We start from the raw sequence: 17,711 nt of genomic DNA on the forward strand, positions 1-17,711 counted from the left end.
GCTCGGGCCCGAGCAGCCGGTGACCACCGCCGCGCAACCCGGAGAACCGACAGAAACAGGTGAGATGAACCAGCCGATCATCCCTGGCATGCACCCCGACCCGAGCGTCTGCCGCGCAGGTGAGGACTACTACCTCGCCTGCTCCAGCTTCGAGTACTTCCCCGGTGTCCCGATCTTCCACAGCCGGAACCTGATCGACTGGGTCCAGATCGGCAACGCGCTGGACCGGCCGAGCCAACTCCGCCTGCCCACCGGCACCGCCTCCTCCAGCGGGATCTACGCCCCGACACTGCGCCACCACGAGGGCCGGTTCTGGCTGATCGTCACCAACGTCGCGGGCGACGGCAACCTGCTGTTCCACACGGAGGACCCGGCGGGTCCCTGGTCGGACCCGGTGCGGCTGCCCGACGTCCGCGGCATCGACCCCGACCTGGCCTGGGACGAGGACGGCAACTGCTGGTGCACCTACGCAGGAGTCGGCCAGGTCCGCATCGACCCGACCACCGGCGAGACCTTGGGAGAACCCCGCGGGCTCTGGTCCGGCACACCGGGCGCCCACGCCCCCGAGGCGCCGCACCTGTACAAGATCGGCGACTACTGGTACCTGATGATCGCCGAAGGCGGCACCGAACGCGGTCACGCGGTCCTGATCGCCCGCGGCCCCACGGTGAACGGCCCGTTCGAACCCTGCCCGGACAACCCGATCCTGACCCACCGGGGCACCAGCCACCCCATCCAGAACACCGGGCACGGCGATCTCGTGCAGGCGCCCGACGGCTCGTGGTGCATGGTGCTCCTCGGCGTGCGGCCGCGCGGGGGGACGCCCGGCTGGCACGTGCTGGGTCGGGAAACTTTCCTCGCGCCGGTGCGCTGGGTCGACGGATGGCCCGTCGTCGGCGAGTTGGGGACCGACTCCGCCGCGCCGCCGCGCCCCACCGTCACCGAACCCGTCCGGGACGACTTCGACGAACCCGACCTGCACCCCCGCTGGATCTCCCTGCGCCACCGGCCCGCCGACCGCTGCACCACCGAGGCCCGACCCGGCTGGCTCACCCTCCGCGCCGACGGTGGTTCGCCGGACGATCCGGACGTCACCTTCATCGGGCGCCGTCAGCAGCACCTGGCGTGCCGCGCCCGCGCCGCGATCGACCCCACCGAGGGCAGCGGTGGCCTGGTGGTGCGGCTCGACGAGCGGCACCACTACGCGATCGAGGTGGCAGACGGGCAGGTCAGCGCCTATACGCGGATCGGACCGCTGCGGTCCCTGGTGGGGTCCGCAGCGGCGGGACCGGGCGAAGTGGTGCTGGAGATCGCGATCGCCGAGCCCCGGACGCCGACCGATTCCCGCAACGGTCCCGACGTGGTGACCCTCGGCGTCGTCCGACCGGATGGCACCCGCACCGAGCTGGCCCGCCTGGACGGCCGCTACCTCTCGACCGAGGTGGCCGGGGGCTTCACCGGACGGGTGATCGGCATGTACGCGTCGAGTGGAGCGGTCCACTTCGACTGGTTCGACTACGAACCGGTCGAGGCCGCCGCGGACGACGACACGACGAAACAGGTGTGAAACTCCACGACATGCCGTTGGATGCCTCTTGGAGACCGTCGCCGGCAGCGACCACCAGGCCAAGGTGGCCGCGCTCATGACGGCCCGACAGATGCGACCCCCGTGGTGCCGACGCTCACGGGATGGCCGCGTCCTCCCTTATTCAGGATTCCTCTGAAACTGAATGCGCTGGTGGTGGCACCTGGAGGGGGTGACGGTGGGTGACCCGGTGGGCCGGGTAAGGGCTAAGTGAAGTAGCCTGGCGAATGGGTGCGGCGAAGGAGGGAATCGTGGCGAGAAGCCCGGTCTGGGCAAGCCGGCCGAAGACGCGAGGCGTGGTCCTGGACGTGATCAGAGCGGCGCGCTCGATCAGCCGGGTGGAACTCGCGACGGCGACCGGTCTCACCGGGGCGACGATCTCCGAGGTCGTGCGCGAGCTCCTGGGCGACGGGCTGGTCGTCGAGGCCGGTCGTGGCGCGCCGACGGGCGGCAAGCCTCGCACGATGGTCCAGCTCAACCCACCGGCCCGCTACGGCGTGGGGGTGCAGCTCGAGCGCAACGCCTGCGTCATCGTGGTCGTGGACCTCGCCGGCCGACCGGTGGCGCGCACGTCGTTCCACGGCGTGTCGTCGATGCCGCCGGAGCAGGCGTTGCCGCTGGTGGCGTCGCGGGTGGACGCCCTGTTGACGACGGCGGGCGTCGACCGCGAGAAGGTGCTCGGGGTCGGTCTGGTCAGCTACGGTCCGCAGGACCGGGGTACGGGTGTGTTGTTGACGCCGCAGCCCACCGAGGAGTGGTACGACTACCCCGTCGCGCCGCGCCTGGCGGAGAGCCTGGGCCTGCCCGTGCTGCTCGACAACGACGCCGCGGCGGCGGCCATCGGCGAGTACTGGATGGGTGCGGTGGACCCGCACAGCACCTACGGCTGCTTCTACATGGCCACCGGGATCGGCGGCGGGGTGGTGGTCGCCGGTGAGGTGTACCGGGGCAGCTCGTCGAACAGCGCGGAGATCGGCCACATCTCGATCGACGTCAACGGCGACGAATGTCCGTGCGGCAACGTCGGGTGCCTGGAGAACTACGCCGGCCCGTCGGCCCTGGTCCGGCAGGCGCTGGCGATGCCGGACCTCGCCCGGCGACTGGCGCTCGACCCGGCTGCCGACGACTTCCTGACCGAGTTCGCACGGATCGCGGCGGCCGCGAACGCCGGCGATCCCGAGGCCCGTGAACTCGTCGAGCGGTCGGCGCGCTACCTCGGTCACGCCGCGGTCACCGTATCGGTCCTGTTCGACCTGGACGCGATCGTCCTGGCCGGACAGAGCTTCGCGGTGGCCGGGTCGATCTACCAGTTCGTGATCCAGCAGGAGCTGGACCGCCGGTTGTTCGCCCGCAAGGCGCATCCGGTTCGGGTGGTGCCCGCGGTCAACGGGTCGGATGCGGCCGCGATCGGCGGGGCGATCCTCGTCCTGCAGAGCGAGCTGATCCTCGGCCGCTCCGAGGACGGGACACGGCCGGTGCCCGCCGTTGCGGTCGAGGCACCGTGACCGTTCGAGGTCGCCCGACCGGCGACCCGCGGCGCGCCCTCGCGCGGCCGGACACCGCGGTGGCGGCCTCCTTTCGGCCGTCAGAGGTGATCTGTTCGCACACGCTCGGGGAGCACAGCACCGTCGTGCGTTTCGCGGCGCGACCAAGAAGGACAAGTTCCTCGCCGACTGGACCAAGGTCCACCGCACCGTCAAGTCGGTACTGCCCAACGCGCGCATCGACGGCCCTGGGTGCGGGTGGGTTCCGCACGTTCCAAGGCGTCGACGGTCGTGTGCGTAGTCGTCCCGTCGTCCGTAGCTCAGCATGAAGCGAGGCTCCAACGCTCGTCTGCGATGTGTGACGGAATCTCGGCGAGTGGAGCGAGGCGTGGGGTAGGCAGGCGGCGCGCATCCTGATGGGCGGCGGCACCCCTTCGCCGCGGTGTTCTGCGGCAGCGAAGGGGTGCCCGCGGCGTCGCCGACGCCCTCCGAGCTGCAGGCAGGCGTGTGCCCGACGACGTGTCGACAACCGGGACGTCATGGCACCGGCTTGCCGGTCACCGCGTCGACGTGGAACCGGGCGGACACGGCGGATCTGCTCCTGGCCGCCATCAACGGCGCACCGAGATCCGGCCGCCGCATCAACCCCTGCCGGCTCGTCGCCCGCGACTCCGCTGCGGTCCCCGCCGGACGTACCTGAGCAGGCGGCCCGACGTCGTTGGGCCGGGGTGCGGCGCGAGCCTTCCAGGAGAGCGGGTTTCTCGTCGTGGGTCGCCGGGCGTTATCCGTGCAACCGGTATCGTCTGCCCGTGACCTCGCGAATCCGTGCCGCTCCTTCGTGGCCGAAGCTGCCTGGGGTCGCGCGCCGGATCCTGCTGGAGGTGCTGATCCACGGTGCGATGCCGCGAGCCGAGATCGCCGTTCGACTGGACCTGTCGCGGCCGACCCTTACCCGGGTGACGAAGACGCTGGTCGACGAAGGTCTGCTGGCGGAGGGTGGCACGGAGTTGCGCTCGGTCATGGGGCGGCCGTCGGAGTTGCTGCGGGTGCGGGGTGACACCCACCGCTTCCTGGGTGTGAAGCTGACCGGCGACCGGCTGTACACCGCCGCCACCGACCTGACCGCGACGGTCGCGGCGAGGGTCTCGGAGCCACTGCGCTCCACCGATCCCGACGAGGTCGTCGCCCAGATCGCCGAGGTGGCGGCCATCTACCCGGACACCACCGGGATCGGGGTGACGGTCGGCGGAACCGCGCTCGACGGCCTGGTGGTGTCCTGCGCCTTCCTGGACTGGGCCGACGTGCCGCTCAAGGCGATGGTCACCCAGGCGACCGGCGTCCCGACCGCGGTCGGGAACGACGTGCAGGCCCTCACCGCGACCGAGCACTGGTTCGGCGCGGGAGCCGGTCTGAAATCGATGGCCGTGATCACCATCGGCGCCGGCGTCGGCACGGGGCTGATCGTGGACGGCAGGCTCGTGGAAGGCGCGCACGGCCAGCCGCCGAACTTCAGCCACGTCCTGGTCGACTCCAACGGCCCGCTGTGCGGCTGCGGCCGTCACGGCTGCGTCTCCAGCTACTTGATGACGCACGTGATGCTGCGCCAGTTGGAAGGGCCGCCGACCTACGGGCAGGCAGTCGAACGGGTTCGTCGCGGCGACCCGGAGGCCGAGCGGGTCTTCGGCGACGCCGGTTACGCGCTCGGGGTGCTCATCGGCACCGTGGCCAACGCCGTCAACCCGCAGAAGGTGCTGCTCACCGGGGAGGGCCTGCCGCTGTACGAGGTCGCGTCCCGGCTGGTGGCCGACGGCTTCGAGGACACCTACGAGGACGACCCCGACCTCGTCGAGTTGGACGTCCAGCCGTTCGACTTCGGCGAGTGGGCGCGCTCCGCCGCCGCCCTGGCGATCCAGGCGACGATCACCGGCGTCATCTGAGTCGACCCGTGTTCGACAGCGGCTGCGACCACGCCTTGGACCGCCCGCCGATCACGGTCGCGGGCGGTCCAAGGGTCCGGCTCAGGATGCCGTGCAGGTGAGTGCCGGGGTGCTGGCGGTCCCAGAGGCGACGAACCCGAAGGTCGCGCTGGCCCCCGCGCCGAGCGAGCCGTTGTAGGCGGCGTTGCGGGCGCTGATTGTCGGTCCGCTCGCGGTGAGGGTCGCACTCCAGGAGGAGTTGATCCGCTCGCCGTTGGTGAAGGCCCACTGAGCCGTCCAGCCGGTGATCGGAGCGGAGCCCGCGGTCACGCGCACCTCGGCCTGGAACCCGCCGGACCATTGGGAGGTGACCCGGTAGGAGGCCGTGCAGCCTCGCTCGGGTACATCCGTCGTGGTCGTGGTCGTGGTCGCGGTGGTGGTGGTGGTGGTGGTGGTGGGAGTGGTGCCCCCGTCGGTGAAGTTCACGTCGCTGCAGAAGTAGTAGGACTGGTCCCCGTGGCTGGCCTGCCACACGGTGAACAGGACGTGGTGGCCGGTGCGGCCGGGCGCGTCCACCTCGACCGGCGTCCTGGTGCCGGTCGCGATCCGGCCGGTCTGTCCGACCAGTTCCAGATCGGCCCAGCGCGGCTTCTGCGTCTTGGCGTCGAAGCCCTGCTTGGTGGCGTAGACGCGGATGTAGTCGGCACCGTGGGACGACGTGTCGTTCAGGTTCAGGGTGAACCGGCTGGGCCGGTCGACGGTCTTCCAGGCACCGGGTTCGTCGAACGCGGCGTAGCGGCCGTTGAAGGTCATGCCGCCGCTGCACAGCTGCCCGTCGGGCACCGCGGCCTGGTGGTCGCCGCCGACACCGTCGCGCAGCAGGCCGTTCCAGTTGTACATCGCGGACGGGTCGGCCTGCCACGCCTTGTGGCACATGGGGTCTTCCGCGGCCATCTGCGGCGACGGGCCGTTGGGCCACCGGAAGTAGCAGCCGTAGTGGCGCGCGGGCGGATCGCTGACCGCGCCGTGGGCGGAGGCCGTGCCCGCGCCGAAGGTCACCAGCAGGGTGGTCAGCAGTGCCAGGCACGCGCCGAAGACAGCCGCAGCGCGCCAGGCGATGGCGCGCGACGACGCGCTCGGTGCACGCCGCGTTCGACGAAGTGGTTCGGTGCTGTCGGTCCGGTGGATCATGTGTTACCGCCTAATCTTCGTTGATCGACGATGGAGGTCGGGGATCGACCGGTGTGGCCCACGGGATCGCGCGGGCCACACCGGTTCGGATCAGGACAGGGAGCAAGTCGGGGTGGGGTTCCAGCCGGCGGGGTCACCGTTGACGCTCATCCCGGCGGTCGCGGTGGCCGTCGGGATGAGCGGGTCGTTCCACGGGGCGTTCTTCACGGTGACCTTGGTCCCGGTGGTGGTGGCCTGGCCGTTCCAGGTCTGCCCGACGGACATGCCTGCCGCCAGGGTCAAGGTCGCCGTCCAGGCGGTGCCCGGCTCGGTGCCGGTGTTGCGGACGGTCAGGTCGAGCCGGAAGGCACCCGGCCACTTGTCGACCACCCGCACCACCGCGTCACACCCGGTTCCCGGCTGGGAGTCGTCCCGCTTGGTGCGCACGGACAACGCCCTCGACGGCGGTGACGGGTCGCCCGCGGCGTTGTTGGCGCGGACGGTGGAGGTGCAGGCGGTATCGGCCGTCAGCCCGGTCACCGACAGGGTCGTGCCCGCGGTGCGGCCGGTGGCCGTGCCGTCGCGCTCGACGGTGTAGTCCGCCGCGCCGGCGACCGCCGGCCACGACAGCGTCAGGCCGGTGGTGGTGACGTCCACCGAGAAACCGCACGCCTCGTCCCGCCCCTTGGCGCCCCAGCCCAGCAGCGGCACCGACAGCAGGGTCTTGGTACCGGTGCGGACGTTCTGCTCGTGGGCGCGATCCGTCGTGGAACCGTCCGGCAGGGTGGAGGGGGCCGGGCCGGGTTCGTCGATGTTCTCGAAGTACCAGTCGGACGCGCGGTCGGTGTTGTCGTAGCGGAAGTTGTAGCGCGTGGTGTGGTTCCCACCCCACCGCTGCACCGGCAACCGCAGGTCGGCGGCCATCTCCTCGCTCGCGAAGTTCATCCCGTAGATGTCCTCGCTGATCGGCAGCCGATCAGCGGCGATGTCCACCCGCAGATCGGGCCCCGCCGCGGCTGCCGAACCGGTCGGCGCACCGACGATCATGCCGGACACGAAGACGCTCACCCCCCGCGGCGACCCATGGACGCCTTACACGCACTGCACTGGGCATGTCTCGTATTCCTTCGGATACGCGGGAACTCCCAGGACGGGGCGGCCCACCGACCTGGGAGCGCTCCCAGGAATGGCGTCACGCCGCCGATCGGACAACGCGCGAACTCCGGACGACCAACCGACGGCTCGCCCCGTCAGGCTCGACCTGGGTCCGACGACCCCGATCCACCCGTCCCGCGAACCAAGGTGCCTGCAAGAGTCAACTGTGAAACAGGCACTTCTGCGATCGCGGTTCGACGTCCCGTTTGAGTGCTGATCACTGCGAACGCCGTCAACCTTACTGGTCAAAGCCTCGCTGTGGTAGGCCTTGACCGGGTCTTGGGTGCTTCGTATCGTGGCACACTAAGTTCAACTGCAAAACTATGCGAGATGATCTCTCCGGAGGCGACTCCCTGCTCGCGAGTCGAGACGGGACCGTCCGACGGCGGAAGCGCTGTCGGGTGCGGCAAGCAGGAGCCCGCTGACGGTTCGTCCGGCTCGCGCGTCACGGACCGACCACCTTTGAGGTCGAGGCTGCCGACCCGTCCTTCCCGTCCCTGCCCCTATCCGGGAGACAACGAACAGGTCCGGGCGGTGTTCCGGGATCTGAGCAAGGGCCTGCGGCACACGCATGGCCATCAGCGGTGGACGTTGGCCTGGATCGATCGGGTGATTACGAGAGTTCCGGCGTAGTCCACGCGGCCTGGGCGGTGTGTTCGCCGGTTCCCCCGGCGCGGTGCGTGGCTCGGTCGAGTGCGACCGCTCGACAACGGCCTCGACGATCGGGCCCGAGCAGCCGGTGACCGCAGCCGCACCGACACGAAGAGCCGACAGGAGACGGGATGGACCAGCCGATCATCCCTGGCCTGCACCCCGATCCGAACCGGCCGCTGGGCCGGTCGACTGCGGGGTGCGACCCGTGCTCGCGCCGACCAAGCTCTCCAACACCTCCCGCACCGTGAGGAACCTTCCATGCGCATACCGCAAACCCGGCCCAGCTTCTCCGCGATCCGATCCGGGCGACGCGCGTTCGCCACCGTCGCAGTTGCGGCGCTGCTCGCCGTCGCGTTACCCGTGGTGATCGCGTCGGTCACGACGACGTCTGCTCAGGCCGCTCCGGTTCAGCCGTACACCTTCAAGAACGTCCAGATCGGTGGCGGGGGGTTCGTTTCCGGGATCGTGTTCAACGAAGGCGCGAAGGACGTCGTCTACGCCCGCACCGACATCGGTGGCGCGTACCGGTGGAACCAGGCCAGCGGCCAGTGGGAGCCGATGTTGGACTGGATCGGCCGCGACCGGTGGGGCCACACCGGCGTCGCCGCGCTGGCCGCAGATCCGGTGGACACCAATCGGGTGTACGCCGCAGTGGGCACCTACACCAACTCGTGGGACGGCAACGGCGCGATGCTGAGCTCGGCGGACCGCGGCCGCACGTGGGAGACCTCGCCGCTGCCGTTCAAGCTCGGCGGCAACATGCCCGGCCGGGGCATCGGCGAGCGGTTGGTCGTCGATCCGAACGACAACAGGGTGCTCTACCTCGCCGCGCCGAGCGGCAAGGGCTTGTGGCGCAGCACCGACCACGGGGCCACGTGGGCGCAGGTCACGAGCTTCCCCAACGCGGGCAACCACGTGCCGGACCCGTCGGCCGACCCGGACAGCCCCCACGCGCAGAACCTCGGCCTGCTGTGGATCGCCTTCGACAAGCGCACCGGCGGCACAGGCAGGGCGACACGGGACGTCTACGTGGGCGTGGCGGACAAGGAGAACATGCTGTACCGCTCCACGGACGGTGGCACGACCTGGACGCGGGTGGCCGGCCAACCGACCGGGTTCCTGCCGCACCGGTCGGTGTTCGACCCGGTCAACGGCTACCTGTACCTGGCGACCAGTGACACCGCGGGACCGAACGACGGCGGCAGGGGCGACGTGTGGCGGTACGCGCCGGTCACGGGTACGTGGACCAACATCAGCCCGGTGCCCTCGTCCAGCGGTGACAACTGGTGGGGGTACAGCGGTCTGACCATCGACCGGCAGAACCCGAAGACGCTCATGGTCGTCACGCAGATGCAGTGGTGGCCCGACATCACGATCTTCCGCAGCACCGACGGCGGCGCGAGCTGGAGCCGCATCTGGGACTGGAACGGCTACCCGGAACGCACGCTGCGGTACGAGATGGACATCTCGTCGGTACCGTGGCTGGACTGGGGACGCGCCGACGAACCGCCGCTGGTGTGGCCGCAGCTGGGCTGGTGGGCCGAGTCGATGCAGATCGACCCGTTCGACTCGAACCGGTTCCTCTACGGCACCGGCGCCACCATCTTCGGCAGCGCGAACCTCACCGCGTGGGACACCGGCGACAAGATCACGATCAAACCCGTGATTCGAGGGCTGGAGGAGACCTCGGTCGGCGACCTGTTCAGCCCGCCGCAGGGCGCGCCGCTGTTCAGCGGCGTCGGTGACGTCGGCGGCTTCCGTCACGACGACATCGACCGCATCCCCGCCGCGGTGTACTCCGGCGCGCCGATGAGCTCGGTCCTGTCCCTGGACTACGCCGAGCTCAAGCCGTCGGTCATCGCACGGTCGGGCAGGCCCGAATCCGGCACCTCGTACCTGGCGGTCTCCACCGACGGCGGCACCACCTGGACCGCCGCGGCGACCCGACCGCCGGGCACGAGCGGCCCGGGCGAGAACGGGGCGGCGATCGCCGTGGGCGCCTCCGGCGACCGGCTGCTGTGGTCACCCTCCAACGCGCCGGTCAGCTACAGCACCGACCTGGGCGCCACCTGGACCTCCTCGACGGGAATCCCGTCCGGCGCGCACGTGGAGGCCGACCGCGTCAACCCCCGCAAGTTCTACGGTTGGTCCGGTGACCGCCTCTATGCCAGCACCGACGGCGGGGTGTCGTTCAGCCCGGCCGCCACGGTGCCCAGGGCCGACGACGTGAAGGCCGTGCCCGGCCGCGAGGGCGAGGTGTGGGCGGTCGGCGGTGGCGGCGTGTTCCGGTCGACCGACTCCGGCTCCACCTTCACCAAGATCGCAGCGGCGTCCTACGCCAAGTCCGTCGGCTTCGGCAAACCCGCACCCGGCCGAACCGCCGCCACGGTGTTCCTGGGCGGCGGCAACGTCGACGGCGTGCACGGAGTGTTCCGCTCCGACGACAGCGGCACCACCTGGGTCCGGGTCAACGACGACCGGCACCAGTGGGGTGACCCGGGCGAGGCGATCACCGGCGACCCACGCGTCTACGGCCGGTTCTACCTCGGCACCAACGGCCGGGGCGTGATCGTGGGCGATGTGGCCGAACCGATCACCACCACGACCACGACCACTGGTGGGTCATCGTGCTCCGCCGACTACCGCGTCGTGAACTCCTGGCCTGGAGGGTTCCAGGGCGAGGTCGCCGTCACCGCCGGCGCACGGGCCACCCGGTCCTGGACGGTCACCTGGTCCTACGCGAACGGGCAGCGGATCCCCCAGCTCTGGGGCGGCACGCTGGTCAACGGGGGTCCGAACGTCACCGTGAGCAACACCGGCTGGAACGGCAGCCTTGCACCGGGCACGTCGACCACGTTCGGCTTCACCGCTAGCCGCACCGAAACCAACCCCGCACCGACGAACATCACCTGCACGACCGGCTAGTGTCCTCCGCCGGAGATCCGCCTATTGAGCCTAGTGTGGGTGGATGACGCGGATCGGACGGCCGCCCGCGAGGTGAAATTGGGCGAGCAGGAGCGCGAGACGTTGCTGCGGTGGGCGCGTCGGGCGAAGTCGTCGCAGGTGTTGGCGCAGCGGTGCAGGATCGTGCTGGCGTGTGCGGAAGGCTTGTCCAACAAGCGGATCGCCGAGGACTTGAGCGTCCAGCCGACGACGGTCACCAAGTGGCGCACGAGGTTTCTCGAGCACCGCCTGGACGGCCTGACCGGCGAGGCGCGGCCGGGCCGTCCGCCGTCGATCCCGCTGGACCGGGTCGAGGAGGTGATCGTGGCGACGCTGGAGGAGGTCCCGCGCAACGCCACGCACTGGTCACGGACCTCGATGGCCGAACGCACCGGCCTGAGCGCGTCGACCATCGGCCGGATCTGGCGGGACTTCGGCCTCAAACCGCATCGCGCCGAGACCTTCAAGCTCTCCACCGATCCGTTGTTCGTGGAGAAGGTCGTCGACGTCGTCGGCCTGTACCGCAACCCGCCGGAGCGGGCGGTAGTGCTGTGCGCGGACGATAAGTCGCAGATCCAGGCGCCGGACCGCTCGCAGCCGGTGCTGCCGATGATGCCGGGCATGCCCGAACGCCGTACCCACGACTACCACCGCAACGGGATCACCAGTCTGTTCGCCGCGTTCAACGTCGCCGACGGGACCGTGATCGGCGAACTGCACCGCCAGCACCGCGCCACTGAGTTCCGCAAGTTCCTGACCACGATCGACAGGACGGTGCCGGCGGAGTTGGACGTGCACCTGGTCTGCGACAACTACGACACCCGCAAGACCCCGGCGATCAGGAAGTGGCTGGCCGCGCACCCGAGGTTCCACGTGCGCTCCACCCCGACCGGCTCGTCCTGGATCAACCAGGTCGAGCGGTGGTTCGGATTCCCCACCGACCAGATGATCACCGCAACGCCCACCGCAGCGTTCAGGCGCTGGAACGCGACATCCGTGCCTGGATCGCCGACTGGAACGCCAATCCCGCCCGTTCCTGTGGACCAAGACCGCCGAGGAGATCCTGGAGTCAATCGCCCGATTTGTAGGCGGATTTCCGGCGGAGGACACTAGTGCGTTGACCACAGATTTTCACCGGGTTGAGGACACGCCGGACAAGATCCCCGACGCCGGCTCGTGGTGATCCCGTGCTCGGTGGTGACGTAGTCGCCGCCGAGCATGAGAGGCATCGATGGCCGAGCCGGTCAGAGCACGTCGATTAACCGAGGACGAGGGCCGTCGCCTGCTGAACTACGTGCGGCGGGGCAAGCAGGGCACGATCCGGATGCGTCGGGCGATGATCATCCTCGCGTCGTCGTCCGGGACCCCCGCGCCGTCGATCGCCCGGCTGGTCGCGGCCGATCCGGACACCGTGCGGGACGTGATCCACGACTTCAACGCCCGCGGCCTGGCGGCCCCGGACCCTGGCTGGGCGGGAGGCCGTCCCCGCCTGATCGGCCACGACGACGAAGCGTTCGTCGTGGCGACGGCAAGGCCCGCCCCGCCGGGGCGGGCCTGCCCTTCACCCGGTGGAGCCTGCGCAAACTCGCAGCCCACCTGCACCGCAACCCCGACCGACGGGTCCGCGTCGGCCGGGAACGGCTCCGGCAGATCCTGCACCGACACGGAATCAGCTTCCAGCGCACCCGGACCTGGAAGACCTCGAAAGTCCCCGCCTTCGACGCCAAACTCGACCGCATCGACGAGGTCCTGACCCTCTTCCCACGGCGGTGGGGACTTGACCCTGGATGTCGGACACCAGACCCGCTGGGATCCTGACGATCCGGGTGGACAGGAGTCCTGTTCAGATGGTGATGAAGCACTACCCGCCGGCTCGGTTCAGGTCATGGTCCCCGCTGTTGGAACAGTTCGAGCGGCTGTACGTCAAGCGCGTGGGCGAGGATGAAGACGCGGTCGAGGCTGGGGGAGTGTCTGCCGTTCTCGATGCGGTTGACGGTCTTGCGGTCGAATCCGCTGGCTCCGCCAGTTGTCGAGCCCGCCGATGCACAGGGCAAGGGCTCACGCCTACTTTTTGCCGGCACTTCCGCCGAGAGGGCTGAGCGTATGAGAGGGGCTGTTCAGGCGTACCTCCTGCTCTGTTCGGGTGGTGCACGGGTAGGGCCGCGTCAGCTTGGTGGTGCGGAGTGGTCATGCAGGGCGTCCGTTCCTCCACGGTGAAGGCGATCGCGGTGATCATGTTCAGGACCGATCAGGATCTGCTCGACGGCTGGTTGCAGACCGAACAGCGCAGAGGTGAGCGGAGGCGCTCGCAGGATCCGTATGTTCACCTGGGGTTGCGGTTCGCCTTCTACGGGCGGATGTCGACCTCGGAGCGCCAGGATCGGCGCACCTCGCGGTTGTGGCAGTTGGAGATGTCCGGGTTGCTGGTCGAAGGCCGGCGTCGGCTGGTCCGAGGGCACGGCCGCGACCGGAACCGCATGGATGCGCCTTCACTGCTTCATGCTTTCAGCCTATCGTCGTGAAGGCCATTCGGCTCTACGCTGAGGTTCGTACGGGGTGAATGGCGAATGACGGCAACCGTCGAAGTCGGATGCGGTCTCCGCTCTGCTTCGTGAGCGGTTACCTGCCGATACCCGAAATGCTCCGGCGTGCGGTTCGGCGATATGGGGTCGCCTTGCCGTGATAGTAGCGTCTTGCCGCAATAGTGAGGAGGGGGGTTTCGCGCGCTCTGTACGCATTGCGAGGATCGATTCTGGGAAGAGGGGAACAATGATGCGCTCTCGCATGTCCTTGACCGTCGTCGGCGCCGTTGTGGCACTCGCCGCGTCAGCGGTGCTCGCGCAAAGCGGCGTCAGCGTGGCCCAGCCGCCGGTGCGGGTCGACCAGGCGGTCGAGCACCTGGGCGCCCAGGTGGACCTGCCTGCCGGTGCCTGGACGGACACGCCCTTGGAGGTCGAGCTTCCCCGGGTGGGGGTGTACGCACTGGACGCCGACGTCCGGGGGCGCTTGTCCGGCATCCCGTCCGTCAACACCTACATCAGTGCCAGGCTGTGGAACGACACGTCCGACAGCGTCGTTCCGGACAGCGAACGGCTGGTCAACCAGATCATCGACCACAACACCGGTGACGCCCTGACCGGCAGCAACCAGACCGCACCGATCAGCGAGCTGGTCCGGGTGGACGGGCCGACGACCATCCGGTTGCAGGCCCGGCGGATCGATGCCGTCGGGTCGGCCACCGTCGCCCAGATCTACTCCGACGGCGCCGGACGCACCTCGCTCCGCTTCGAACGGGTCTCCCGCTGACCGGGCAGACCCGCTGACAGGCAGGTGACCCGACCGCGCAGCGCGCCGCGGCCGGGCCACCCAGTGCGGGGACGCGTCACCTACCCGGTCCCGATCGGTTCGACCCGCACCGTCGGCACCCAGGTTTCACCCGCCTACCTGCTCCTCGCCCCCAGGTCCCCGATTCTGCTCCAGCTCCCTACCTGGCCACCGCCGAACTTCGTCGTCCTCGCCATCGCATCGAGGGCCCATCACGTGTCGCATCGCGCACCCAAGCCATCAGCGGCGTCCTGGACGCACCACACCACCTGTGGTCGCCCTAGGCAGTGTCCTGTAATTCGTCATCGCAGCCAGAGCACGATGGCGGCGATGGTGAGTTCGGCCTGGTAGTAGGCGGCTCGTTTGGCGTAGCGGGTGGCCAGGCCTCGGAACTGCTTGAGGCGGTTGAAGCAGCGCTCGACCACGTTGCGCTGTTTGTAGCGCTCCTCGTCGAAGGCCGGTGGTCGCCCGCCGCGTGAGCCCAGGGCCGCGCGGCGGGCGACCTGGTCCTTGCGTTCCGGGCAGGTGAACGTGACACGGCGGGTCCGCAGGGCCCGCCTGGTCGACTTGTGCGAGTACGCCTTGTCCGCGATGACCGCCTCGGGCCGCATCCGCGGGTGTCCCGGTCCGGAGCGGGCGACGCGGATGCCGTCGAGCAGCGGCAGCAGTTGCGGGTTGTCACCCGCCTGGCCCGGCGTGATCAGGATGCGCATCGGCAGGCCGCGTCCGTCGACCGCGATGTGGATCTTGGTGCTCAGTCCGCCCCGGGACCGGCCGAGCCCTTCCCCGTCGACCGCGAGGGCTTCGATCCCGGCGGCGCATCCCCCTTTTTCCGGGTCCCGGCGGCGTGCTGGTGGGCCCGGACGACGCTGGAGTCGACGCTGATGATCCACTCCAGCTCGCCGACCGAGTCGTCCTTGACGATCACCCGGTCCAGGATCCGTTGCCAGGTGCCGTCCGCGGTCCACAACCGCAGCCGTTCGTGCGCGGTCTTCCACGGCCCGTACCGCTCCGGCAGGTCCCGCCACGGCGCACCGGTGCGCAGCTTCCACAGGATCGCGTTGATCACCTGACGGTGATCACGCCACCGCCGTCCACGCCCCGACACCGGTAACAGCGGCTCGATCGCTGCCCACGCCCGATCGGTCAACTCACCACGACCCACCATGCACCAGAACTACCAGACACCCTGATCAAGGAATTACAGGACACTGCCTAGTCCTGAGCGGGAAGCACCGATGAACGCTCCTGCGGGGCTCGTTCACCTTGACCGAACCACACACGACGAATCCTGCCGGGTTGGCATTGCGCTGCCGTGTCGATTCCGGCACTCGGCGGCCGAGCCCGTCGCAGCAAATGGAACACCTTGCGCCTCCGTCAACGCCGAAGGGCCGTCATGACCGACACGACACGTCGCGACCTGCTTCGACTCACCGCTGCCGCTGTGGTGGGTGCCACCACGGCGGGCTTGGCCGGTACCGCCCCCGCGGGGGCGGCCACCGGGCCGGGCGACCCGCTGGCCGAGGGCCGGGAGAGGCTGGACCTCGCGCAGAGCCCGGATGCCATCCGGGGCTTGAAGTGGCGCGGGGTGCAGCTCACGCAGCCACCCAACCCGAAGTTCGCGGTGAGGTTCGAAACGCGGGGCCTGCCTTATGCCACGGCGGCCTTCTCGCTGGCCAACAACAACCTGAGCACTGTGGTGCTGCGGGTGGCCAACATGGGGGACCTGCCGGCGGGCACCACCAGGCGGCAACGCGATGACGAGATCATCAAGCTGCTGCGGGAGCTGCACCGCCAGGGCGTGACCACCTACCTGTGGAAGCGGCAGTGGTTCCAGCGCAGCGGTATCACCATCAGCTACCAGCGGCCCTTCACCGAGGCCGGCGCGGACGAGTTCATCGACGACATGAGCAGGCTGATCAACCGCGCGAGGACCGAGGGGATCGCCGGCTCGCTGCAGGGTGTCGCCGCGATCGAGACCAACCTCAACAACTGCGCGGAACTGCGGGAACGCACGCTCTACGTCGCCCGGGGCATCAACTCCAGGACCGACAACTGGCTCACCTCGCGCACGCTGTTGATGCCGGGCGCGGGCATGGGCCCGTACTTCAAGGGCATCCACAACGGCGGCGAGGCGTGGCTGACCCAGCTCAAGGCCCAGACCGGGTACTTCGCCCTGATCTACAAGCACATGCGCAGCCAGGACGGCAACGTGTGCGAGCTGCAGAGCCTCAACGGCCGGTGGGACCAGGCAGTCGGCTGGGACGCCGCGAGGACGCCGGACCAGCAGATCGCCTTCCTGCGCACCACGATGGGCCTCTCCGACCTGGAGTGGTACTTCCGCACCCACCGGGCCGGATACCCCAACCACACGCACGTGGTGTTCTGGGGCGACCTGGGCGACGGTGTCGCCGGCCTGTCCGCACGCGACGGGCAACCACAGTGGAACTACAACACCATGCGCGCCCTGCACAGGCTGCTGGTGAAGACCAACCGCTGGCACGGCTACTTCTTCAACTTCCCCTTCGCCCGCGAAGGCGCCACCGGACAGGACCTCTGGCGCTACCTCATCACCGTCGCCGACGACGGCAGCAACACCCGCAGGAAGAATCGGGCCCCGAACCGCTCGGGCACCCACGAGGTCTGGGACGAGTGGCACCTGTGGCCACAGGAGAACGCGGTGTACTGAAAGACCGACCCTCGCCTTCCAGTCCTGGCGCCTCTGACGCCTCGACGCGGGCGCGGGGTGGCCGTTCGTGGGGCCTATCAGACTGTGCGGCGCCGTGAGCCCTCCACGGCCGATCGGCGTATCCGCGGTGACCGGACGACTCACGCGGGTCGGCACCGAACCGGGTGTCGCCTCCCAACGGACACCGCTGAACCGGCAACCGTTACGCCGTGTCTGGTTCGCCGGACCGACCGGACGCGAGCGGAACTGCTCGACGCCGCGGTCGACCTGATGCCGACCCAGGGCCCCGACGGCAACCTCGTCGTCGGCGACACCCACCACTACGCCGTCACCCACGACCCGTTCCCCGACCAGGACACCGACCACCTGGTGCTGCGCGAGGCGACCCGGCTGCTCGGCGTGCCGGACCTGACCGTGCGCCGCCGCTGGACCGGTGTGTACGCCTCCACCCCGGACGAATTCCTCGTCGCCACAGCGCACCCGACGACCCGTGTCGTCTCGGTGACCTCGGGCATCGGCATGACCACGGCGTTCGGCCCCGCCCCCACCGTCCTGGACGACCTGGGCGACTGACGGCGCACCTCGCGGCCGATCGTCATCGGCGCAAGAAGACACCCGTCTTCTGCGCCGTGCTGCGGCGCAAGTGCCGCGGAGGGAGCAAGGCTTCCTCCGCACGGCTGCCCGTGTTCCGCTCGCCGCGTCCCCGTGTGCGGCCATCCGGGTGAATTGCTCGCCCAAGGCGTAGCGACCGGTCCGGGTGCGGCGATGTCCGCTTCGGGGGTGGGAGTCGC

Annotated in this window: 12 protein-coding genes and 2 pseudogenes; 10 read left to right on the forward strand and 4 right to left on the reverse strand. The window is 69.6% G+C overall.

The genetic code is table 11. From position 1 onward, the window contains the following. Positions 1–64 precede the first annotated feature (64 nt). From CKY47_RS31790 to CKY47_RS31800, 3 genes are all read left to right on the forward strand, one after another. On the forward strand, positions 65–1,567 hold the full coding sequence (locus CKY47_RS31790; protein WP_306750035.1) for a glycoside hydrolase family 43 protein: 1,503 nt from the start codon (positions 65–67) through the stop codon (positions 1,565–1,567). A 269-nt stretch (positions 1,568–1,836) separates the two neighbouring features. Beyond that, on the forward strand, positions 1,837–3,090 hold the full coding sequence (locus tag CKY47_RS31795) for an ROK family protein (RefSeq protein WP_306750036.1): 1,254 nt from the start codon (positions 1,837–1,839) through the stop codon (positions 3,088–3,090). Positions 3,091–4,025: 935 nt separating this feature from the next. Beyond that, complete coding sequence (locus CKY47_RS31800) at positions 4,026–5,006, forward strand: ROK family protein (RefSeq protein ID WP_306750037.1); 981 nt, start codon at positions 4,026–4,028, stop codon at positions 5,004–5,006. An 81-nt stretch (positions 5,007–5,087) separates the two neighbouring features. Here the strand turns inward: CKY47_RS31800 and CKY47_RS31805 are convergent, their stop codons facing one another. Next, a complete protein-coding gene (locus CKY47_RS31805; protein ID WP_306750038.1) occupies positions 5,088–6,176 on the reverse strand; it encodes a lytic polysaccharide monooxygenase auxiliary activity family 9 protein in 1,089 nt (362 codons plus the stop codon). A gap of 90 nt (positions 6,177–6,266) precedes the next feature. Next, the gene (locus tag CKY47_RS31810; RefSeq protein ID WP_306750040.1) at positions 6,267–7,223 is read right to left on the reverse strand and encodes a cellulose binding domain-containing protein; all 957 of its coding nucleotides are present in this window, start codon (positions 7,221–7,223) and stop codon (positions 6,267–6,269) included. Between the two features lie 999 nt (positions 7,224–8,222). Between CKY47_RS31810 and CKY47_RS31815 the strand changes: the two genes are divergently transcribed. From CKY47_RS31815 to CKY47_RS31825, 3 genes and pseudogenes are all read left to right on the forward strand, one after another. Then, positions 8,223–10,889: a cellulose binding domain-containing protein gene (locus tag CKY47_RS31815; protein WP_306750041.1), complete on the forward strand. Its 2,667-nt coding sequence runs from the start codon at positions 8,223–8,225 to the stop codon at positions 10,887–10,889. Positions 10,890–10,928: 39 nt separating this feature from the next. Then, positions 10,929–12,020 (forward strand): annotated as a pseudogene (locus CKY47_RS31820) (IS630 family transposase). Between the two features lie 118 nt (positions 12,021–12,138). Next, positions 12,139–12,677, forward strand: a pseudogene (locus tag CKY47_RS31825) (helix-turn-helix domain-containing protein); the annotation flags it as partial. A 113-nt stretch (positions 12,678–12,790) separates the two neighbouring features. Here the strand turns inward: CKY47_RS31825 and CKY47_RS37095 are convergent. Further along, the gene (locus tag CKY47_RS37095) at positions 12,791–12,988 is read right to left on the reverse strand and encodes a helix-turn-helix transcriptional regulator (protein WP_371320770.1); all 198 of its coding nucleotides are present in this window, start codon (positions 12,986–12,988) and stop codon (positions 12,791–12,793) included. 108 nt (positions 12,989–13,096) lie between these two features. Here CKY47_RS37095 and CKY47_RS31830 point away from each other — a divergent pair, with 108 nt between their 5' ends. Beyond that, positions 13,097–13,429: a hypothetical protein gene (locus tag CKY47_RS31830; RefSeq protein WP_306750043.1), complete on the forward strand. Its 333-nt coding sequence runs from the start codon at positions 13,097–13,099 to the stop codon at positions 13,427–13,429. 262 nt (positions 13,430–13,691) lie between these two features. Next, the gene (locus CKY47_RS31835) at positions 13,692–14,213 is read left to right on the forward strand and encodes a hypothetical protein (RefSeq protein ID WP_306750044.1); all 522 of its coding nucleotides are present in this window, start codon (positions 13,692–13,694) and stop codon (positions 14,211–14,213) included. 320 nt (positions 14,214–14,533) lie between these two features. Here the strand turns inward: CKY47_RS31835 and CKY47_RS31840 are convergent. Next, positions 14,534–15,396 (reverse strand): IS5 family transposase gene (locus CKY47_RS31840; RefSeq protein WP_371320774.1). Its coding sequence is split into 2 segments (ribosomal slippage): positions 14,534–15,028 and positions 15,031–15,396, totalling 861 coding nucleotides; the frame shifts between segments, so codons are not numbered across the junction. A 303-nt stretch (positions 15,397–15,699) separates the two neighbouring features. On the opposite strand from CKY47_RS31840, the gene CKY47_RS31845 reads away from it, so the two are divergent. Continuing rightward, complete coding sequence (locus CKY47_RS31845) at positions 15,700–16,920, forward strand: hypothetical protein (RefSeq protein ID WP_306750045.1); 1,221 nt, start codon at positions 15,700–15,702, stop codon at positions 16,918–16,920. A 270-nt stretch (positions 16,921–17,190) separates the two neighbouring features. Next, positions 17,191–17,493, forward strand: coding sequence for an FAD-dependent oxidoreductase (locus tag CKY47_RS31850; protein ID WP_306750046.1), 303 nt, complete (start codon positions 17,191–17,193; stop codon positions 17,491–17,493). The last annotated feature ends 218 nt before the right edge of the window (positions 17,494–17,711 follow it).

This window comes from Saccharothrix longispora (assembly GCF_030852425.1).
Classification (GTDB): domain Bacteria; phylum Actinomycetota; class Actinomycetes; order Mycobacteriales; family Pseudonocardiaceae; genus Actinosynnema; species Actinosynnema longispora.